We start from the raw sequence: 17,481 nt of genomic DNA on the forward strand, positions 1-17,481 counted from the left end.
GGTTGTTCACTGAGTTGGGGGCGGTGTTCAGGATTTCAAGGGCTCGTCGATTTTGAAGTGGGCGCGGGCAGTGGCAATCGGTTCACTTTCGGTGCTTTGCCAGGCCGTGACCGCGACGTTGGCCACCCGCCGTCCCTGGCGGCAGACCTGACACCGGGCCCAGGTATCGCGGAACTGCCCGGCCCGCAGGTAATCGAGGGAGAAATCGATGATCTTCGGCACACCGGGCGCACCGGTGAAAATCAGCAGGTGTAGCGCAGCGGACAGCTCCATGAACCCGGCAATCACCCCGCCGTGGATCGCCGGCAATAAAGGGTTACCAATGTTGTCCTTGTTCGCCGGCAGCTTGAACAGCAGGTCATCCCCGACTCGAGCGCATTCGACTCCGATCAGCCCGCCATAGGGAATCAACGCCAGCAGCGGCGCGTAGTCACCCTTCTCATGGGCTTCTTGCAGTTGCTGCTTGAAGTCATCGCTCATGGGTTTTCTCCCTTGATCGCGCCACCAAAGCCCTTGGTACCTTTGAGCCCCTTGCCCATGCGCATGAATGTTCCGACGACATGGGCAATGGGGTGCTCGGGATCGTCCTGATAGGCGAAGCCACGGGCGAAGATAACGTCGGTGGTGACCCGGTAGCACTGGGCGAAACCGTAGACGTCCTTGTGCGGTTCGGCGGCGTGCATATAGTCGATGCGTAAATCCAGGGTCGGGCAGACTTCGAATTCCGGTAAAACACACAAGGTGGCCATGCCGCACGCGGTGTCCATCAGCGACGTGATCGCCCCGCCGTGGACCACGCCGGTCAGCGGGTTGCCAACGATTTGTGCGCTGTACGGCAAGACCACCGTCAGGCCTTCGCTGCTGGCGCTGTGCACTTTCAAACCCAGCACCTGACAGTGGCGCAGGGCCGAGAGAAAGCGGGTCGCACGCTCAAAAACAGGGTTTTCGGCCATTTGATCATTACTCTTGTTAGTCACTGTTCCCGGTAGTGGAAAGAACAGCAAAAGTTCCATTGCAAAACAAACTTATATATCTGTGAGAAATGAGGAACTTAAACCTTGGGGCTGCGCTCTTAAGGCCAGTAGTTATTTTCCATAAGGAGAAACACCCCATGCGTAAGACTTTAGCTATTGCCTTGATGTTGACCGCTTCCCTCGGTCTCGCTGCCTGCGATAAAAAATCCGAGGACAAAGCTCAAGATGCCAATCAACATGCTGAACAAGCTCAGCAGAAAATGAATGAAGCTCAGGATAAAGTGAACGACGCGGCGAAAGAAAACGCCGAAGCCGCCAAAGATCAGGCCGAATCGAACGCTGCAGCGCAAGAAGAAGCTGCCAAGAAGCAATAAGCCGCTTCTCGATGCCCAAAAAGAAAACCCGCCAAGTGCGGGTTTTCTTTTGCCTGTCATTTTTTGGTAATGCCTTGTTAGAGCAATGCGGTTTTAAAAGTCGGACTAATCATCAGCAACAATGAACACACTAATCCGACCAGCCACACCAGACTGCGCAGCTTGGGAATATCGGCCAGGTAGAACCAAAGATAGAGAATCCGTGCGATCACAAAGATGATCGCCAACGTATCGATCAACCATCCCGCCGTTTGCGTCGTATGCGCCATCAGCACACCCACGGCAAACAGGATGAATGCTTCAATGCTGTTCTGATGTGCCGCCAGTGCCCGGGCGCCGTAACCGGTGAGTTGCGCCTGTTGCTGACGCGGCAGGTGATTGTTGTAACCGCCCTGCTCTTTCATGGCCTTGCCCACGGGCATGCGCGCCACGTAAATCAACAACGCACTGATAAACACACACCAGAACGGAATACTCATCAAGCAGCCTCTTTGATCGTTTCGGGCAACGGCGCCTCTGTAGGGGTATAGACCATTACATCGAGCACGTCGGAATGAAACTCGCGGCGATACAACACCAGCACCACCCCCGCACTCATCAGCATGAACAGCCACGGGCTGACGAACCACGCCAGCATGCTCATGCCGAAGTAATAGGAACGCAGACCGAAGTTGAACTGGTTGGCCGCCATCGAAATCACCCGCGCCGCCCGGGAAGCGAACGCCTTGCGCTCCAGCTCGGACACCTGACGCTCACCGATCATCGGCGCCGAGCCCACCAGAACGGCTGCAAAGTTGTACTGACGCATGCACCAGCTGAACGTGAAGAACGCATAGACAAACACCAGCGCCAGGCACAGCAACTTGATCTCCGACATGCCCTGAGAGGCCTGCTGCACCATCGGAATGTCCGCCAGCAACGATACCGCACGCTCCGAAGCACCGAGCACAGTCAGGATGCCGGCCAGGATGATCAGTGTGCTGGAAGCGAAGAACGAGGCGTTGCGCTCGAGGTTGCCGATCACGCTGGCATCGGCGATGCGGTTGTCACGCAGCAGCATGCGGCGCATCCAGTCTTCGCGGTACAGGTGCAACACGCTGGCCAGGCACGCCGTGTCACGGGCCTTCCAGGTGGCATAACGGGTGTAACCGCCCCAGCAGATGACGAACCAGAGCGCGGCAAGCAAGTGGATCAGGTTGGCTTGGATGAACGACATGCAAATTCCTGTGTGGAAGATTTCGGCTCCCCTTCGACGTTAGCCGAAAGGAAAAGACACTGCCTGACGCCCATAAAAAATGCCCCGTATCGATTGATACGGGGCATTTCTGTTTAATCGCTCAAGCCCGCTTGTGACGGGCCGGCAATCTTAAGCCAGGGCTTCGGCGCGCTTGCCCAGCAGGCGGTCACAAACCACTGCGACCACCAGGGTCATCACGCATGGCACCAGCCACGCCAGGCCCTGCTCGCTCAGCGGCAGATGGGACAGTTGCGATGGCATCCAGTCAGCCAGACCAGCGCCTTTCAACGCATCGATCGTGCCGAACACGAACGACACCAGCATCACCGGGCCCATGATGCGGCTCTGCTCATGCCAGAACGCTGCACAGAAGCTCAGGGCCACCAGCACGATGCACGGCGGGTAGATCGCGGTCAGCACCGGGATCGAGAACGCGATCAGCTTGGTCAGGCCCAGGTTGGACACCAGCAGCGAAAACGCCGCGAGGATGATGACCAGCGTCTTGTAGGACAGCGGCACGATGCGGCTGAAGTATTCGGCGCAGGCACAGGTCAGGCCGACCGCCGTCACCAGACACGCCAGAGAGATCAGCACCGCAAGGAAACCGCTGCCCAGCGAACCGAAGGTATGTTGCACATAAGCGTGCAGCACCGCCGCGCCGTTGGTAGCACCCGCAGCCACCTCATGACTGCCGGAGCCGAGACGGAACAGGCTGACGTACACCAGCGCCAGACCGACGCCGGCGATCAGCCCGGCGATGATCGCGTAACGGGTGATCAGCGCCGGCGATTCAACGCCACGGGAACGGATCGCGTTGACGATGACGATGCCGAACACCAGGGCGCCCAGGGTATCCATGGTCAGGTAACCATTGATGAACCCCTGGGAGAACGGTGCAGCGACGTATTCCGGAGTGGCCACGCCGATGTCACCGGCCGGCAGCGCGAACGCGGCAATGCCGAGCACCGCCAGGGCGATGATCTTCAGCGGCGCGAGGAAACGCCCCACGGTATCCAGCAGACGGCCCGGATAAAGCGAGATGAAGAACACCAGCAGGAAATACACCGAGCTGTAGAGGAACAGCGCCAGCGGGCTTTCGCCGGTCAGCGGCGCCAGACCCACTTCAAAGGACACGGTCGCGGTACGCGGCGTGGCGAACAACGGGCCGACTGCCAGGTAGCACGCGGCTGCCAGCACACCACCGGCAATCTTGCCGATCGGCGTGCTCAGCGCATCCATCGCCCCGCCGACCTTGGCCAGCGCGACAACGGTGATCACCGGCAGACCGACCGCCGTGATCAGGAAGCCCAACGCCGCCATCCAGACGTTTGGCCCGGACTGCAAACCGACGATAGGCGGGAAGATGATGTTGCCGGCCCCGACGAACAGGGCGAATGTCATAAAGCCAAGTGCCAGGATGTCCTGACCTTTCAAAACTTTCATTAAGGAAATACCACACTACTGAATCGGAATTTAGAGGGGGATTTCCCTGTGGGGTTAGGGAAATGCTGTCAATCCGTATAAGACTGACCCGTTTAGCGCGTTGCATGCCTTGTGGGCGGCAGACGCAAAAATGGCTGCTAGCCTAACGAATTTGTCTGACAAACGCACTGTTTGAGGGCGAACTATCCGATACGCGACGTGTCTGTGTCGCGTTTTTGCATGTAATTGGGCAGGTGCCTATAAATCGCCATCGTCAAACCGAACATCAGAAACGACAAAGGCCACCCGAAGGTGGCCTTTGTTGCTGGAGCTGAAAAGTCAGCCGAAGCTTACTTCTTCACTTCCCAGCCAGTCAGCTCGGCCAGGGCCTTGCCGATGTCTGCCAGCGAACGCACGGTTTTCACGCCTGCGTCTTGCAGAGCAGCGAATTTCTCGTCTGCAGTGCCTTTGCCGCCGGAGATGATTGCGCCAGCATGGCCCATGCGCTTGCCCGGAGGAGCAGTCACACCAGCGATGTAGGAAACAACCGGCTTGGTCACGTTGGCCTTGATGTAGGCAGCCGCTTCTTCTTCAGCCGAACCGCCGATCTCGCCGATCATTACGATCGCTTCGGTCTTCGGGTCTTCCTGGAACAGCTTCAAGATGTCGATGAAGTTCGAACCCGGGATCGGGTCACCGCCGATGCCGACGCAAGTCGACTGACCGAAACCGGCGTCAGTGGTCTGCTTCACAGCTTCGTAGGTCAGGGTGCCGGAACGGGAAACGATACCGACCTTGCCTGGCAAGTGGATGTGACCTGGCATGATGCCGATCTTGCACTCGCCCGGAGTGATCACGCCTGGGCAGTTAGGGCCGATCAGGGTAACACCCAGCTCGTCGCACTTAACTTTCGCGTCCAGCATGTCCAGGGTAGGAATGCCTTCGGTGATGCAGACGATCAGCTTGATGCCGCCGAATGCTGCTTCCAGGATCGAGTCCTTGCAGAAAGGAGCCGGAACGTAGATCACGCTGGCGGTGGCGCCAGTGGCTTCTACAGCTTCTTTCACGGTGTTGAACACAGGCAGGTTCAGGTGAGTGGTGCCACCTTTGCCTGGAGTCACGCCGCCAACCATTTTGGTGCCGTAGGCAATGGCTTGTTCGGAGTGGAAAGTACCCTGCGCGCCGGTGAAGCCCTGGCAGATTACTTTGGTGTCTTTATTGATCAGGACGCTCATTACTTGCCCTCCGCAGCTTTAACGACTTGTTGAGCAGCGTCGGTCAGGCTGGTAGCAGCGATGATGTTCAAACCGCTTTCTGCCAGTACTTTAGCGCCCAGTTCAGCGTTGTTGCCTTCAAGACGAACAACAACCGGGATTTTCACGCCGACTTCTTTCACTGCACCGATGATGCCTTCGGCAATCATGTCGCAACGAACGATGCCGCCGAAGATGTTAACCAGTACTGCAGCGACATTGCTATCGGACAGAATGATCTTGAAAGCTTCGGTAACGCGTTCTTTGGTAGCACCACCACCTACGTCGAGGAAGTTGGCTGGCTTGCCGCCGTGCAGGTTGACGATGTCCATGGTACCCATGGCCAGGCCGGCACCGTTCACCATGCAGCCGATGTTGCCTTCCAGCGCTACGTAGTTCAGTTCGAACTTGGCAGCGTGCGCTTCGCGCGGATCGTCCTGGGACGGATCGTGGAAAGTCTTCAGCTTAGGCTGACGGTACATTGCGTTGGCGTCGATGTTGATCTTGGCGTCCAGGCAGTGCAGATCGCCGTCAGCCTTGATCACCAGCGGGTTAACTTCCAGCAGAGCCAGGTCGTGATCCTTGAACAGCTTGGCCAGACCTACGAAGATCTTGGCGAACTGAGCAACCTGCTTGCCTTCCAGACCCAGCTGGAATGCCAGCTCGCGACCCTGGAACGGCTGAGCGCCAACCAGTGGATCGATAGTGGCTTTCAGAATTTTTTCTGGAGTGTCGTGAGCGATTTTCTCGATGTCCACGCCACCTTCGGTGGAGGCCATGAACACGATGCGACGGCTCGAACGGTCAACGACAGCGCCCAGGTACAGCTCTTTAGCGATATCAGTGCACGATTCAACCAGGATCTTGGTGACTGGCTGGCCATTGGCATCAGTCTGGTAAGTCACCAGACGCTTGCCCAGCCACTGCTGTGCGAAGGCTTTGGCGTCTTCTTTGCTGCGAACCAGCTTGACGCCGCCCGCTTTACCGCGACCACCGGCGTGAACCTGGGCTTTGACAACCCACTCGTTGCCGCCGATTTTGTCGCAAGCTTCTGCTGCTGCTTCCGGGGTGTCTACTGCGAAACCAGTGGAAACTGGCAGGCCGTATTCAGCGAACAGCTGCTTACCCTGATACTCGTGAAGATTCATGCTTTTTACCGTCTTCGTTAGGTACTGCGCATTCGGCGCTGCGCTCTTGATGAGTGCCGCGCCACCTGTGACTGCTGCTTGCGTAGCCTTTCCGGATACCCGGTGCAGCTACGCAAGGCTGCGTCCAGCGGACATTCCGCGGTGAGTCTTGCACGCAAGGCTCACGACGGGCCGTACCGCCGTGGTTTCTTATTGTGTCTTAACGCTTCTTGCGGTTGGCAATGTGGATGGCGCCGCCATTCACCGCCAGAGCTGCTTCGTGCAAGGCTTCGGACAGGGTCGGATGGGAGAAAACCATCATGCCCAGGTCTTCAGCGCTGGTGCCGAATTCCATACCGATCGCGCCCTGCTGAACCAGTTCTGCAGCGCTCGGGCCAATCACGTGCACGCCCAATACGCGGTCAGTCTTGGCATCGGCGATGACCTTGACGAAACCACCGGTATCGTTGGCGGCCATGGCACGGCCGGATGCTGCGAACGGGAAGGTGCCGACGTTAACTTCAACGCCTTCAGCTTTCAAGGCCTGCTCGGTTTTACCAACCCATGCGATTTCCGGGTGAGTATAAATAACCGAAGGGATCAGGTCATAGTTCATCTGGGCCTTGTGGCCCTTGATGCGCTCGACAACCATGATGCCCTCTTCCGAGGCTTTGTGAGCCAGCATCATGCCGCGAACCACGTCACCGATGGCGTAAACGCCCGGTACGGTGGTGGCGCAGTGATCGTCAACGTGCACGAAACCGCGCTCGTCCAGGGTCACGCCGCTGTCGGCAGCCAGCAGATCAGTGGTCACCGGACGGCGACCAACGGCTACGATCAGCTTGTCGAAAGTGATGGTCTGTTCGCCGTTGGCATCGGTGTAGTTCACAACGACTTCGTCGCCGTTCACTTTCGAACCGGTCACGCGAGCGCCCAGCTTGATGTCCAGACCCTGTTTGGTCAGGGTTTTCAGCGCTTCCTTGGAAACAGCGGTGTCCGCTGCCATCAGGAAAGTGTCCAGAGCTTCCAGAACAACTACTTCCGAACCCAGACGCGACCATACCGAACCCAGTTCCAGACCGATCACGCCAGCGCCGATCACGCCCAGACGTTTAGGTACGGTTTGGAATTCCAGTGCGCCAGTCGAGTCGACGATGACTTTCTGATCGACCGGAGCCGGTGGAATGTCGATCGGACGCGAACCTGGAGCCAGGATGACGTTTTCGGCTTCGATGACTTCAACCGAGCCGTCCGGCTTGGTGACTTCGACTTTCTTGCCGGCCAGCAGTTTGCCGTGGCCCTGGATCGAAGTTACGCCGTTGGCCTTGAACAGGGTGGCAACGCCGCCGGTCAGGTTCTTGACGATGCCGGCCTTGCGGCCAACCATCGCAGCGACGTCCATTTTGACTTCGCCGGTCGAGATACCGTGAACGTTGAAGCTTTCTTTGGCTTCCTTGTATTTCCAGGAGCTGTCCAGCAGCGCCTTGGACGGAATGCAGCCTACGTTCAGGCAGGTGCCGCCCAGGGCTTGCTTGCCTTCAGCATCGGTGTACTTCTCGATGCAGGCAGTGCTCAGACCGAGTTGCGCGGCCTTGATGGCAGCTACGTAGCCGCCAGGGCCGGCACCGATCACTACTACGTCAAATTTCTGCGACATTCAAAAAATCCTCTTTAGCGAAAAGCTTCAAGCCGCAAGCTGCAAGCCAGACTGCCGTCTCCGGCAGCCTGAAACCTGCAGCTCATGGCTGCTTCTATCAGATATCCAGCAACAGACGAGCCGGATCTTCCAGCAGGTTCTTGATGGTCACCAGGAAAGTCACAGCTTCTTTGCCATCGATCAGACGGTGATCGTAGGACAGTGCCAGGTACATCATCGGACGGATAACGACCTGACCGTTGATGGCCATCGGACGCTGGATGATGTTGTGCATGCCCAGAATCGCTGCCTGCGGCGGGTTGACGATCGGGGTCGACATCATCGAACCGAAGGTACCACCGTTGGTGATGGTGAAGGTACCGCCGGTCATCTCGTCCATCGACAGTTTGCCGTCACGGGCCTTCTTGCCGAAGGTGGCGATGCCGCCTTCGATTTCAGCCAGGCTCATGTGTTCGGCGTTACGCAGAACCGGAACTACCAGGCCACGGTCGCTGGAAACAGCAACGCCGATGTCGGCATAACCGTGGTAAACGATGTCGTTGCCGTCGATCGAAGCGTTGACCGCCGGGAAGCGTTTCAGCGCTTCGGTGGCAGCCTTCACGAAGAACGACATGAAGCCCAGGCGTACGCCGTTGTGGGACTTCTCGAACAGGTCCTTGTACTTCGAACGCAGGGCCATGACTTCGGTCATGTCGACTTCGTTGAAAGTAGTCAGCATTGCCATGTTCGACTGGGCTTCAACCAGACGCTTGGCAACGGTGGCACGAACGCGGGTCATCGGAACGCGCTTCTCGATGCGGTCGCCAGCGGCGAACACAGGAGCGGCAGCGGCCGGAGCAGCAGCTTTCGGTGCAGCAGCCGGAGCGGATTTCTTCGCTTCAACAGCGGCAACCACGTCTTCCTTGGTCACACGGCCGTCTTTGCCGGTGCCTTTTACGGAAGCCAGGTTGATGCCGTTTTCTTCGGCCAGCTTGCGAGCGGCCGGAGCAGCGATCGCATCTTCGTCAGCGCCGGCAGCAGCCGGGGCAGCGGCAGCAGCGGCCGGAGCAGCAGCGGCAGCCGGAGCAGCGGCAGCAGCGCCGCCTTCAACGATGGAGCCCAGCACTTCGTCGGACAGGACGGTGTCGCCCTCGCCCTTGACGATTGCGCCCAGCACGCCGTCGGCGGTGGCCAGCACTTCCAGAACGACCTTGTCGGTTTCGATGTCGACGATCAGTTCGTCACGCTTGACGGCGTCGCCCGGTTGTTTGTGCCAGGTGGCAACGGTGCCATCGGCAACCGATTCCGGGAAAGTGGGGGCTTTGATCTCGATAGCCATTGTCTGTGGTTCCTTAAATTCGGTTTCAGGTGCGCGAAGGCGTTAAACGGTAAACGCGTCTTGCAGCAGTTTTTCCTGCTGCTCGGCGTGCATCGATGCGTAACCACATGCAGGTGCAGCAGAAGCCTCACGGCCCGCGTACTCGAGTACGAGAGATTTGTTGAGGTTGCTGATGCTGCGACGCAGGTGGTGCTGGCTGCAGTACCAGGCGCCCTGGTTCATCGGCTCTTCCTGGCACCAGACAGCCGCTTTGGCGTTGGTGTAAGGAGCCAGGACTTCTTTCAAGTCGTCCTCAGGGAATGGGTACAGCTGCTCGATACGCACGATGGCGATATCTTCGCGGCCTTCGGCACGGCGTTTTTCCAGCAGGTCGTAGTAGACCTTGCCGCTGCACAGAACCACGCGCTCGACCTTTTTCGGGTCCAGTGCATCGATTTCCGGGATAACGGTCTGGAACGAACCTTCGGCCAGATCTTCCAGCGTCGAGATTGCCAGTTTGTGACGCAGCAGCGACTTCGGAGTCAGGACTACCAGCGGCTTGCGCAGCGGGCGGATCACCTGACGACGCAGCAAGTGGTAGATCTGCGCCGGAGTCGTCGGCATGCACACCTGAATGTTGTGCTCGGCGCACAGCTGCAGGTAACGCTCAAGACGTGCCGAGCTGTGCTCAGGGCCCTGACCTTCGTAGCCGTGCGGCAGCAGCATGGTCAGACCGCAGAGACGGCCCCACTTGTGCTCGCCGCTGGTGATGAACTGGTCGATAACAACCTGTGCACCGTTGGCGAAGTCGCCGAACTGGGCTTCCCAGATCACCAGCGCGTTTGGCGTGGTGGTCGAGTAACCGTATTCGAACGCCAGTACCGCTTCTTCCGACAGGAACGAGTCGTACAGGTCGAAGCGTGGCTGACCTTCGTACAGGTGTTTCAGCGGAATGTAGGTGCCGGCATCTTTCTGGTTGTGCAGAACAGCGTGACGGTGCGAGAACGTACCGCGGCCGATGTCCTGACCGGTCATGCGGATCGGGTGACCTTCGAACGCCAGGGTCGCGTACGCCATGGTTTCGGCGTAACCCCAGTTGATCGGCAGGCCGCCGGCTTGCATCTTCTGACGGTCTTCGTAGATCTTCGCGACCTGGCGCTGAACCACGAAGCCTTCCGGAATTTCCAGCAGCTTGGCGGACAGTTCCTGCAGGGTTTTCAGATCGAAGCGAGTGTCGTGACGCGCAGTCCAGGCGTGGCCCAGATACGGACGCCAGTCCACGAACAGCTCTTTGTTCGGCTCTTTGACCAGCGATTTCACTACGTGCAGACCGTTGTCCAGCGCGTTGCGGTATTCGTCGACTTTCGCCTGAACACGCTCTGCGTCAAGCACACCGCCCTGGGTCAGACGATCAGCGTACAGCTCACGGGTGGTGCGCTGCTTGGTGATCTGCTGATACATCAGAGGCTGGGTGCCGCTTGGCTCGTCGGCCTCGTTGTGGCCGCGACGACGGTAGCAGACCAGGTCGATCACCACGTCACGCTTGAACTGCATGCGGTAATCGATGGCCAGCTGGGTCACGAACAGTACGGCTTCCGGATCATCGCCATTCACATGGAGGATCGGCGCCTGGATCATCTTCGCAACGTCGGTGGCGTACTCGGTGGAACGCGAGTCCAGCGGGTTGCTGATGGTGAAACCGACCTGGTTGTTGATCACGATGTGCACGGTACCGCCGGTCTTGAAACCGCGGGTCTGCGACATCTGGAAGGTTTCCATCACCACGCCCTGACCTGCAAATGCAGCGTCACCGTGGATGGAGATCGGCAATACCTTCTCGCCGGTCGCGTCGTTACGACGGTCCTGACGGGCACGTACCGAACCTTCGACCACCGGGGAAACGATTTCCAGGTGGGACGGGTTGAACGCCATGGCCAGGTGAACTTCACCGCCGGCGGTCATCACGTTGGACGAGAAGCCCTGGTGGTATTTAACGTCACCGGAACCCAGCTCGACCTTCTTCTTGCCTTCGAACTCGTCGAACAACTCGCGCGGGTTCTTGCCGAAGGTGTTGACCAGCACGTTCAGACGGCCACGGTGGGCCATGCCGATGACGACTTCCTTGGTACCGTAGGAACCGGAACGCTGGATCAGTTCGTCGAGCATCGGAATCAGGCTTTCGCCGCCTTCCAGACCGAAACGCTTGGTGCCCGGGTATTTGGTGCCCAGGTATTTTTCCAGACCTTCACCGGCCGTCACGCGCTCGAGCAGGTGGCTCTTGATGTCGGCGGAGTATTCCGGACGGCCACGTACGCTTTCCAGACGCTGCTGGAACCACTGGCGCTGCTCGGAATCGGTGATGTGCGTAAATTCAGCGCCGATGGTGCGGCAATATGTCTGCTGCAACGCTTCGTGAATTTCGCGTAGGCTCGCTTCCTCTTTGCCGATGAACAGGTCGCCGGCACGGAAGGTCGTATCAAGATCGGCATTGGTCAAGCCGTAATGATTGATCGACAGGTCTGCAGGTGCAGGACGCTGCCACAGCCCCAGCGGGTCAAGCTGGGCTGCCTGGTGGCCACGCATACGGTAGGCCTGGATCAATCGCAGCACTTCAACTTGCTTCTTCTCGTGCTCACTGCTCACGCTGCCGGCGGAAACCGGTTGGGCGCGGCGCTGGTTCTTCGCCAGCAGCACGAAATGATCGCGAATTGTGGAGTGCGAAACATCGGTGGCAGAGCCGCCGTCGGCGGGCAGCTTCTGAAAGTAGGTGCGCCACTCTTCTGGCACAGCGTTAGGGTCGTGCAGGTAGAGCTCATAAAGCTCTTCCACATAGGCAGCGTTTCCACCTGAAAGGTAGGCGCTGTTCCACATGCGCTGCATCACGCTTTCTTGCATGCTTGGTCACCCTCGGTTAGGGGAACACCATCGGTGTCGACACCGAGCAAACTTGCAGAAGTCCGAATGCAGCGACCAAAACAAGCCACTTAGGATCACACTGATAGTCCGGGTACCAGCCCGGATGCCCCTGCTTGTCTCATTTCTTCAAAATAAGAGCCGCAGCTTATGGCTGTTGCTCTGGTTATAGCCAGGGCGCGGGTTGAAGCCCGCGCCTTGACCTGTACGGTGCAGCGATGCCGCTTTTTACAGCGGCAGTTACAGCTTCTGAATCACACGCCGCTCGAAAGCAGCATGTTACGGATGTGACCGATGGCCTTAGTCGGGTTCAGGCCTTTCGGACATACGTTGACGCAGTTCATGATGCCCCGGCAGCGGAAGACGCTGAACGGGTCATCGAGGGACGCCAGACGCTCGGACGTCTTGGTGTCACGGCTGTCTGCCAGGAAGCGGTACGCTTGCAGCAGAGCAGCCGGACCCAGGAATTTGTCCGGGTTCCACCAGAAGGACGGGCAAGAGGTCGAGCAGCAGGCGCACAGGATGCACTCGTACAGACCGTCGAGCTTTTCACGCTCTTCAGGGGACTGCAGACGCTCGATGGCCGGAGCCGGCGTGTCGTTCTGCAGGAATGGCTTAACCTTCTCGTATTGCTTGTAGAAGATGCTCATATCGACGACCAGGTCACGGATAACCGGCAAACCTGGCAGAGGACGGATGACCAGCTTGTTACCTTTGACGACAGCGGACAGCGGCGTGATGCACGCCAGGCCGTTCTTGCCGTTGATGTTCATGCCGTCGGAGCCGCAAACACCTTCACGGCAGGAGCGACGATAGGAGAAACCCTCGTCCTGCTCTTTGATCAGGGCCAGCACGTCCAGCACCATCAGGTCTTTACCACCGGTATCGACCTGGAATTCCTGCATGAACGGCGCAGCGTCCTGATCAGGGTTGTAACGATAAACACTGACTTTCAACATGGCGGTCACCCTTAATAAGTCCGGACTTTTGGTTCGAAAGTCGGAACAGTCTTCGGCGAGAAGTTCACGGCACGCTTGGCGACACGTTTCTCACCCGGGAAGTACAGGGTGTGGCACAGCCAGTTTTCGTCGTCACGGTCTTCGAAGTCTTCACGGGCGTGAGCACCGCGGGACTCTTTACGTACTTCGGCAGCAATGGCGGTAGCTTCAGCCACTTCCAGCAGGTTTTGCAGTTCCAGCGCTTCGATACGTGCAGTGTTGAACGCCTGCGACTTATCGTTGATCTTCACGTTGGCGATGCGCTTGCGCAGATCGGCCAGCTGGGCAATACCCTTCTGCATGTATTCGCCGGTACGGAATACACCGAAGTAGTTCTGCATGCAGCTTTGCAGCTCGCGACGCAGGGTAGCGACGTCTTCGCCGTCGGTACGGTTGTTCAGCGCGCTCAGGCGTGCCAGGGCAGCCTCGATGTTGGCTTCGGTGGCGTCATCGTATTCGATGCCGTCAGTCAGGGCTTTTTCGAGGTGCAGGCCGGCAGCGCGACCGAAGACCACCAGGTCGAGCAGCGAGTTGCCGCCCAGACGGTTGGCGCCGTGAACCGATACGCAAGCCACTTCACCGACCGCAAACAGGCCCGGGATGATGGTGTCTACGCCTTCGGCGTTCTGGGTGATTGCCTGGCCGTGAATGTTGGTGGCAACGCCGCCCATCATGTAGTGGCAGGTCGGAACAACCGGAACCGGAGCAACCACCGGGTCAACGTGTGCGAAAGTCTTCGACAGTTCGCAGATGCCTGGCAGACGGCTGTGCAGCACTTCCTCGCCCAAGTGGTCGAGTTTGAGCATTACGTGGTCGCCATTCGGACCGCAACCGTTGCCGGCGATGATTTCTTTAACCATCGAGCGGGCAACCACGTCACGACCGGCAAGGTCTTTGGCGTTCGGAGCATAACGCTCCATGAAACGCTCGCCGTGCTTGTTGATCAGGTAACCACCTTCACCACGGCAACCTTCGGTAACCAGTACACCGGCGCCGGCGATGCCGGTCGGGTGGAACTGCCACATTTCAATGTCTTGTACCGGCACGCCAGCACGCAGAGCCATGCCGACGCCGTCACCGGTGTTGATCAGGGCGTTGGTGGTGGACGCATAGATACGACCTGCACCGCCGGTCGCCAGCACGGTGGCCTTGGCGCGGATATAGGTGGTTTCACCGGTTTCGATGCAGATTGCGATCACACCGACGAAGTCGCCTGCGTCGTTCTTGACCAGATCGACAGCGTAGTACTCGTTCAGGAACGTGGTACCGGCTTTCAGGTTGCCCTGATAAAGGGTGTGCAGCAGCGCGTGACCGGTACGGTCGGAAGCGGCGCAGGTACGGGCAGCCTGCCCGCCTTTACCGTAATCCTTCGACTGACCGCCGAACGGACGCTGGTAGATACGGCCGGTTTCGGTGCGCGAGAACGGCAGACCCATGTGGTCCAGCTCGAAAACGGCAGCCGGGCCTTCCTGACACATGTATTCGATAGCGTCCTGGTCACCGATGTAGTCGGAACCCTTGACGGTATCGTACATATGCCAGCGCCAGTCATCGTTCGGGTCGGCCGACGCGATGGCGCAGGTGATGCCGCCCTGGGCGGATACAGTGTGCGAACGGGTCGGGAAGACCTTGGTGATCACGGCAGTCTTGTGACCGCCCTGTGCCAGCTGCAGCGCAGCGCGCATGCCGGCACCGCCGCCACCAATGATGATGGCGTCGAAAGAAATCGTTGGAATGTTAGCCATGAATCAGATACCCCAGAGAATCTGCACACCCCAGACGAAGTAAGCGAACATCGCGACGCCGCATACTGCCTGGAAAAGGAAACGTACTGCAGTCGCGGACTTGCCCAGCGCCATCGGCGTCAGGTAGTCGGTCGCGATGGTCCACATGCCGACCCAGGCGTGAGCGCCCAGGGCAACCAGTGCCAGCAGACTGAAGATACGCATTCCGTTGTGGGCGAACAGGCCATGCCATTGTTCATAGCCGATGCCCGGGTGAGCGGCGAGGTAGCCGATCAGGAAAATGAAATAAGCCGCGAGAACGACCGCAGACACGCGCTGTGCCATCCAGTCATAGAGGCCCGAACGCGAAAGGTTTGTAACGCTGGTTACCATATCCAAACTCCTGCCAGAACGATCAGCACCACGGAAACGGCGATGATCAGTTTCGAGCCCAGGCGGCCGCCTTCCAGCGTCTCACCGATGCCCATGTCCATGATCAAGTGGCGCACACCGGCAACCAGGTGATACAGCAGAGCGGACAGGAGGCCCCATGCTACGAACTTGGCCAGCGGGCTGGTCAAGCATGCCTTCACCTCGACATAACCTTCCTCGGAACCCAGGGATTTGCCCAATGCATAAAGCATGATGCCGAGGCCCAGGAAGAGGATGATGCCGGAAACACGGTGAAGAAACGACGTAACGCCGGTGATGGGGAGTTTGATGGTCCTTAGGTCTAGGTTTACAGGTCGTTGGCTTTTCACGGCTTTTTTTTCACACTGAAGAGCCCCTAACAATCAGGGCAAAGTTGTTGGGGAGTGCACTGGTCAGGTAACCACCACCCAGGGATGCGACCCCCAATGAAAGCAAGCCCAAAAGCCCTTGGCGGTCGGTCGCCGAGTATAGACAGTTAGGCTACTAATGACAACGCAATCGCCTACCCCCAATAGCTGATTGCACAAGTTGTATAAAAGGCGTAAATGGCAGGCAATTTCGAGGAAAAAGTGCGGTTAAAGCCTTCTGGAGCAAGACTTTAGGCAAATTGACATTCGAATTTATCTCACTATAGTGGTGCGGGCCCTGCGTGGGGGGTCTGTCTGATGATTTCAAGCATAAATAGGAGGCCACATGGCTGACAAAAAAGCGCAGTTGATCATCGAGGGCGCAGCCCCCGTCGAGCTGCCCATTTTAACCGGCACCGTTGGTCCCGATGTAATCGATGTTCGGGGCCTGACGGCCACGGGCCGCTTCACTTTCGACCCCGGTTTCATGTCGACCGCTTCCTGCGAATCGAAGATCACCTATATCGACGGCGACAACGGCATCCTGCTGCACCGCGGCTACCCGATCGAACAGCTGGCTGAAAAGTCGGACTACCTGGAAACCTGCTACCTGCTGCTGAACGGCGAACTGCCGACTGCAGAGCAAAAGGCCCAGTTCGTCGGCACCGTGAAGAACCACACCATGGTTCACGAGCAGCTGAAAACCTTCTTCAACGGCTTCCGCCGTGACGCCCACCCGATGGCCGTCATGTGCGGTGTAGTCGGCGCCCTCTCGGCCTTCTACCACGACTCCCTCGACATCAATAACCCGCAGCATCGCGAAATTTCCGCGATCCGCCTGGTTGCCAAGATGCCGACCCTGGCCGCGATGGTTTACAAGTACTCCATGGGCCAACCCATGATGTACCCGCGCAACGACCTGTCGTACGCGGAAAACTTCCTGCACATGATGTTCAACACCCCGTGCGAGATCAAACCGATCAGCCCGGTACTCGCCAAGGCCATGGACCGGATCTTCATCCTCCACGCCGACCACGAGCAGAACGCTTCGACCTCCACCGTGCGTCTGGCCGGCTCCTCGGGTGCCAACCCGTTCGCTTGTATCGCCGCCGGTATCGCTGCACTGTGGGGCCCTGCCCACGGCGGTGCGAACGAAGCCGTGCTGACCATGCTCGATGAAATCGGCGATGTCTCGAACATCGACAAGTTCATCGCCAAGGCCAAGGACAAGAACGATCCGTTCAAGCTGATGGGCTTCGGTCACCGCGTCTACAAGAACCGCGACCCACGTGCGACCGTGATGAAGCAGACTTGCGACGAAGTGTTGAAGGAACTGGGCATCCAGAACGATCCGCAACTCGAACTGGCCATGCGCCTGGAAGAGATCGCCCTGACCGACCCGTACTTCATCGAACGCTCGCTGTACCCGAACGTCGACTTCTACTCGGGGATCATCCTCAAGGCGATCGGCATTCCGACCAGCATGTTCACCGTGATCTTCGCCCTGGCACGTACTGTCGGCTGGATCTCGCACTGGAAGGAAATGCTCTCCAGTCCGTACAAGATTGGCCGTCCGCGCCAGCTGTACACTGGTTATGAGTCGCGGGATATCACCAAGCTGGAAGACCGCAAATAAGACCAGTCTTGCGATAACGTCTTAAGTTGTAACGGGAACGGCCTCCATGTGAATGGGGGCCGTTTTTGTTTGTTTCATCTCAGCGGCCTT

Annotated in this window: 16 protein-coding genes; 2 read left to right on the forward strand and 14 right to left on the reverse strand. The window is 58.4% G+C overall.

The features are described 5' to 3' along the window. Positions 1-27: 27 nt before the first annotated feature. Together M5B44_RS00305 and M5B44_RS00310 are read right to left on the reverse strand one after the other, a co-directional pair. On the reverse strand, positions 28-480 hold the full coding sequence (locus M5B44_RS00305; protein WP_248737922.1) for a PaaI family thioesterase: 453 nt from the start codon (positions 478-480) through the stop codon (positions 28-30). Beyond that, positions 477-953 (reverse strand): PaaI family thioesterase, encoded by a 477-nt coding sequence (locus M5B44_RS00310; protein ID WP_085732282.1) that lies wholly within the window; start codon positions 951-953, stop codon positions 477-479. The genes M5B44_RS00305 and M5B44_RS00310 overlap by 4 nt, the downstream gene beginning before the upstream one ends. A 158-nt stretch (positions 954-1,111) precedes the next feature. On the opposite strand from M5B44_RS00310, the gene M5B44_RS00315 reads away from it, so the two are divergent. Continuing rightward, complete coding sequence (locus M5B44_RS00315; RefSeq protein WP_011333123.1) at positions 1,112-1,348, forward strand: hypothetical protein; 237 nt, start codon at positions 1,112-1,114, stop codon at positions 1,346-1,348. Between the two features lie 77 nt (positions 1,349-1,425). Here M5B44_RS00315 and M5B44_RS00320 read toward each other — a convergent pair whose 3' ends face one another. From M5B44_RS00320 to sdhC, 12 genes are all read right to left on the reverse strand, one after another. Further along, entirely contained in the window at positions 1,426-1,827 is a 402-nt protein-coding gene (locus M5B44_RS00320; RefSeq protein WP_248737923.1) for an MAPEG family protein, read from the reverse strand. Continuing rightward, positions 1,827-2,564, reverse strand: a complete 738-nt coding sequence (locus M5B44_RS00325; RefSeq protein WP_248737924.1) for a DUF599 domain-containing protein — start codon at positions 2,562-2,564, stop codon at positions 1,827-1,829. The genes M5B44_RS00320 and M5B44_RS00325 overlap by 1 nt, the downstream gene beginning before the upstream one ends. Positions 2,565-2,714: 150 nt before the next feature. Beyond that, positions 2,715-4,028 carry a branched-chain amino acid transport system II carrier protein gene (gene brnQ / locus M5B44_RS00330; protein WP_085710552.1) on the reverse strand — a complete coding sequence of 438 codons (1,314 nt, stop codon included), beginning with the start codon at positions 4,026-4,028 and terminating at the stop codon, positions 2,715-2,717. A 329-nt stretch (positions 4,029-4,357) separates the two neighbouring features. Next, entirely contained in the window at positions 4,358-5,242 is an 885-nt protein-coding gene (sucD, locus tag M5B44_RS00335; protein ID WP_011333119.1) for a succinate--CoA ligase subunit alpha, read from the reverse strand. Then, positions 5,242-6,408: an ADP-forming succinate--CoA ligase subunit beta gene (gene sucC / locus M5B44_RS00340; protein WP_007959029.1), complete on the reverse strand. Its 1,167-nt coding sequence runs from the start codon at positions 6,406-6,408 to the stop codon at positions 5,242-5,244. Before sucC ends, sucD begins: the two co-directional genes overlap by 1 nt. A gap of 199 nt (positions 6,409-6,607) precedes the next feature. Then, a complete protein-coding gene (gene lpdA, locus M5B44_RS00345) occupies positions 6,608-8,044 on the reverse strand; it encodes a dihydrolipoyl dehydrogenase (RefSeq protein WP_093224724.1) in 1,437 nt (478 codons plus the stop codon). A gap of 97 nt (positions 8,045-8,141) precedes the next feature. Continuing rightward, positions 8,142-9,362: a 2-oxoglutarate dehydrogenase complex dihydrolipoyllysine-residue succinyltransferase gene (gene odhB, locus M5B44_RS00350; RefSeq protein WP_114881938.1), complete on the reverse strand. Its 1,221-nt coding sequence runs from the start codon at positions 9,360-9,362 to the stop codon at positions 8,142-8,144. A 42-nt stretch (positions 9,363-9,404) separates the two neighbouring features. Next, on the reverse strand, positions 9,405-12,236 hold the full coding sequence (locus M5B44_RS00355; protein WP_085710549.1) for a 2-oxoglutarate dehydrogenase E1 component: 2,832 nt from the start codon (positions 12,234-12,236) through the stop codon (positions 9,405-9,407). Positions 12,237-12,508: 272 nt separating this feature from the next. Beyond that, the gene (locus M5B44_RS00360; RefSeq protein ID WP_065260469.1) at positions 12,509-13,213 is read right to left on the reverse strand and encodes a succinate dehydrogenase iron-sulfur subunit; all 705 of its coding nucleotides are present in this window, start codon (positions 13,211-13,213) and stop codon (positions 12,509-12,511) included. Positions 13,214-13,224: 11 nt separating this feature from the next. Next, entirely contained in the window at positions 13,225-14,997 is a 1,773-nt protein-coding gene (gene sdhA / locus M5B44_RS00365) for a succinate dehydrogenase flavoprotein subunit (RefSeq protein WP_248737925.1), read from the reverse strand. A gap of 3 nt (positions 14,998-15,000) precedes the next feature. Further along, positions 15,001-15,369, reverse strand: a complete 369-nt coding sequence (gene sdhD, locus M5B44_RS00370) for a succinate dehydrogenase, hydrophobic membrane anchor protein (RefSeq protein WP_085710546.1) — start codon at positions 15,367-15,369, stop codon at positions 15,001-15,003. Beyond that, positions 15,363-15,737 carry a succinate dehydrogenase, cytochrome b556 subunit gene (gene sdhC, locus M5B44_RS00375; protein WP_011333113.1) on the reverse strand — a complete coding sequence of 125 codons (375 nt, stop codon included), beginning with the start codon at positions 15,735-15,737 and terminating at the stop codon, positions 15,363-15,365. Before sdhC ends, sdhD begins: the two co-directional genes overlap by 7 nt. A gap of 364 nt (positions 15,738-16,101) precedes the next feature. On the opposite strand from sdhC, the gene gltA reads away from it, so the two are divergent. Continuing rightward, on the forward strand, positions 16,102-17,391 hold the full coding sequence (gene gltA / locus M5B44_RS00380; protein WP_007959044.1) for a citrate synthase: 1,290 nt from the start codon (positions 16,102-16,104) through the stop codon (positions 17,389-17,391). Positions 17,392-17,481 lie beyond the last annotated feature (90 nt).

This window comes from Pseudomonas sp. MWU12-2029, assembly GCF_023242425.1.
GTDB lineage: Bacteria > Pseudomonadota > Gammaproteobacteria > Pseudomonadales > Pseudomonadaceae > Aquipseudomonas > Aquipseudomonas kribbensis.

Coding starts and splice junctions, on each gene's coding strand:
- M5B44_RS00305 (WP_248737922.1), bottom strand. CDS start 480: ATGAGCGATGACTTCAAGCAGCAACTGCAAGAAGCCCATGAGAAGGGT.
- M5B44_RS00310 (WP_085732282.1), bottom strand. CDS start 953: ATGGCCGAAAACCCTGTTTTTGAGCGTGCGACCCGCTTTCTCTCGGCC.
- M5B44_RS00315 (WP_011333123.1), top strand. CDS start 1,112: ATGCGTAAGACTTTAGCTATTGCCTTGATGTTGACCGCTTCCCTCGGT.
- M5B44_RS00320 (WP_248737923.1), bottom strand. CDS start 1,827: ATGAGTATTCCGTTCTGGTGTGTGTTTATCAGTGCGTTGTTGATTTAC.
- M5B44_RS00325 (WP_248737924.1), bottom strand. CDS start 2,564: ATGTCGTTCATCCAAGCCAACCTGATCCACTTGCTTGCCGCGCTCTGG.
- brnQ (WP_085710552.1), bottom strand. CDS start 4,028: ATGAAAGTTTTGAAAGGTCAGGACATCCTGGCACTTGGCTTTATGACA.
- sucD (WP_011333119.1), bottom strand. CDS start 5,242: ATGAGCGTCCTGATCAATAAAGACACCAAAGTAATCTGCCAGGGCTTC.
- sucC (WP_007959029.1), bottom strand. CDS start 6,408: ATGAATCTTCACGAGTATCAGGGTAAGCAGCTGTTCGCTGAATACGGC.
- lpdA (WP_093224724.1), bottom strand. CDS start 8,044: ATGTCGCAGAAATTTGACGTAGTAGTGATCGGTGCCGGCCCTGGCGGC.
- odhB (WP_114881938.1), bottom strand. CDS start 9,362: ATGGCTATCGAGATCAAAGCCCCCACTTTCCCGGAATCGGTTGCCGAT.
- M5B44_RS00355 (WP_085710549.1), bottom strand. CDS start 12,236: ATGCAAGAAAGCGTGATGCAGCGCATGTGGAACAGCGCCTACCTTTCA.
- M5B44_RS00360 (WP_065260469.1), bottom strand. CDS start 13,213: ATGTTGAAAGTCAGTGTTTATCGTTACAACCCTGATCAGGACGCTGCG.
- sdhA (WP_248737925.1), bottom strand. CDS start 14,997: ATGGCTAACATTCCAACGATTTCTTTCGACGCCATCATCATTGGTGGC.
- sdhD (WP_085710546.1), bottom strand. CDS start 15,369: ATGGTAACCAGCGTTACAAACCTTTCGCGTTCGGGCCTCTATGACTGG.
- gltA (WP_007959044.1), top strand. CDS start 16,102: ATGGCTGACAAAAAAGCGCAGTTGATCATCGAGGGCGCAGCCCCCGTC.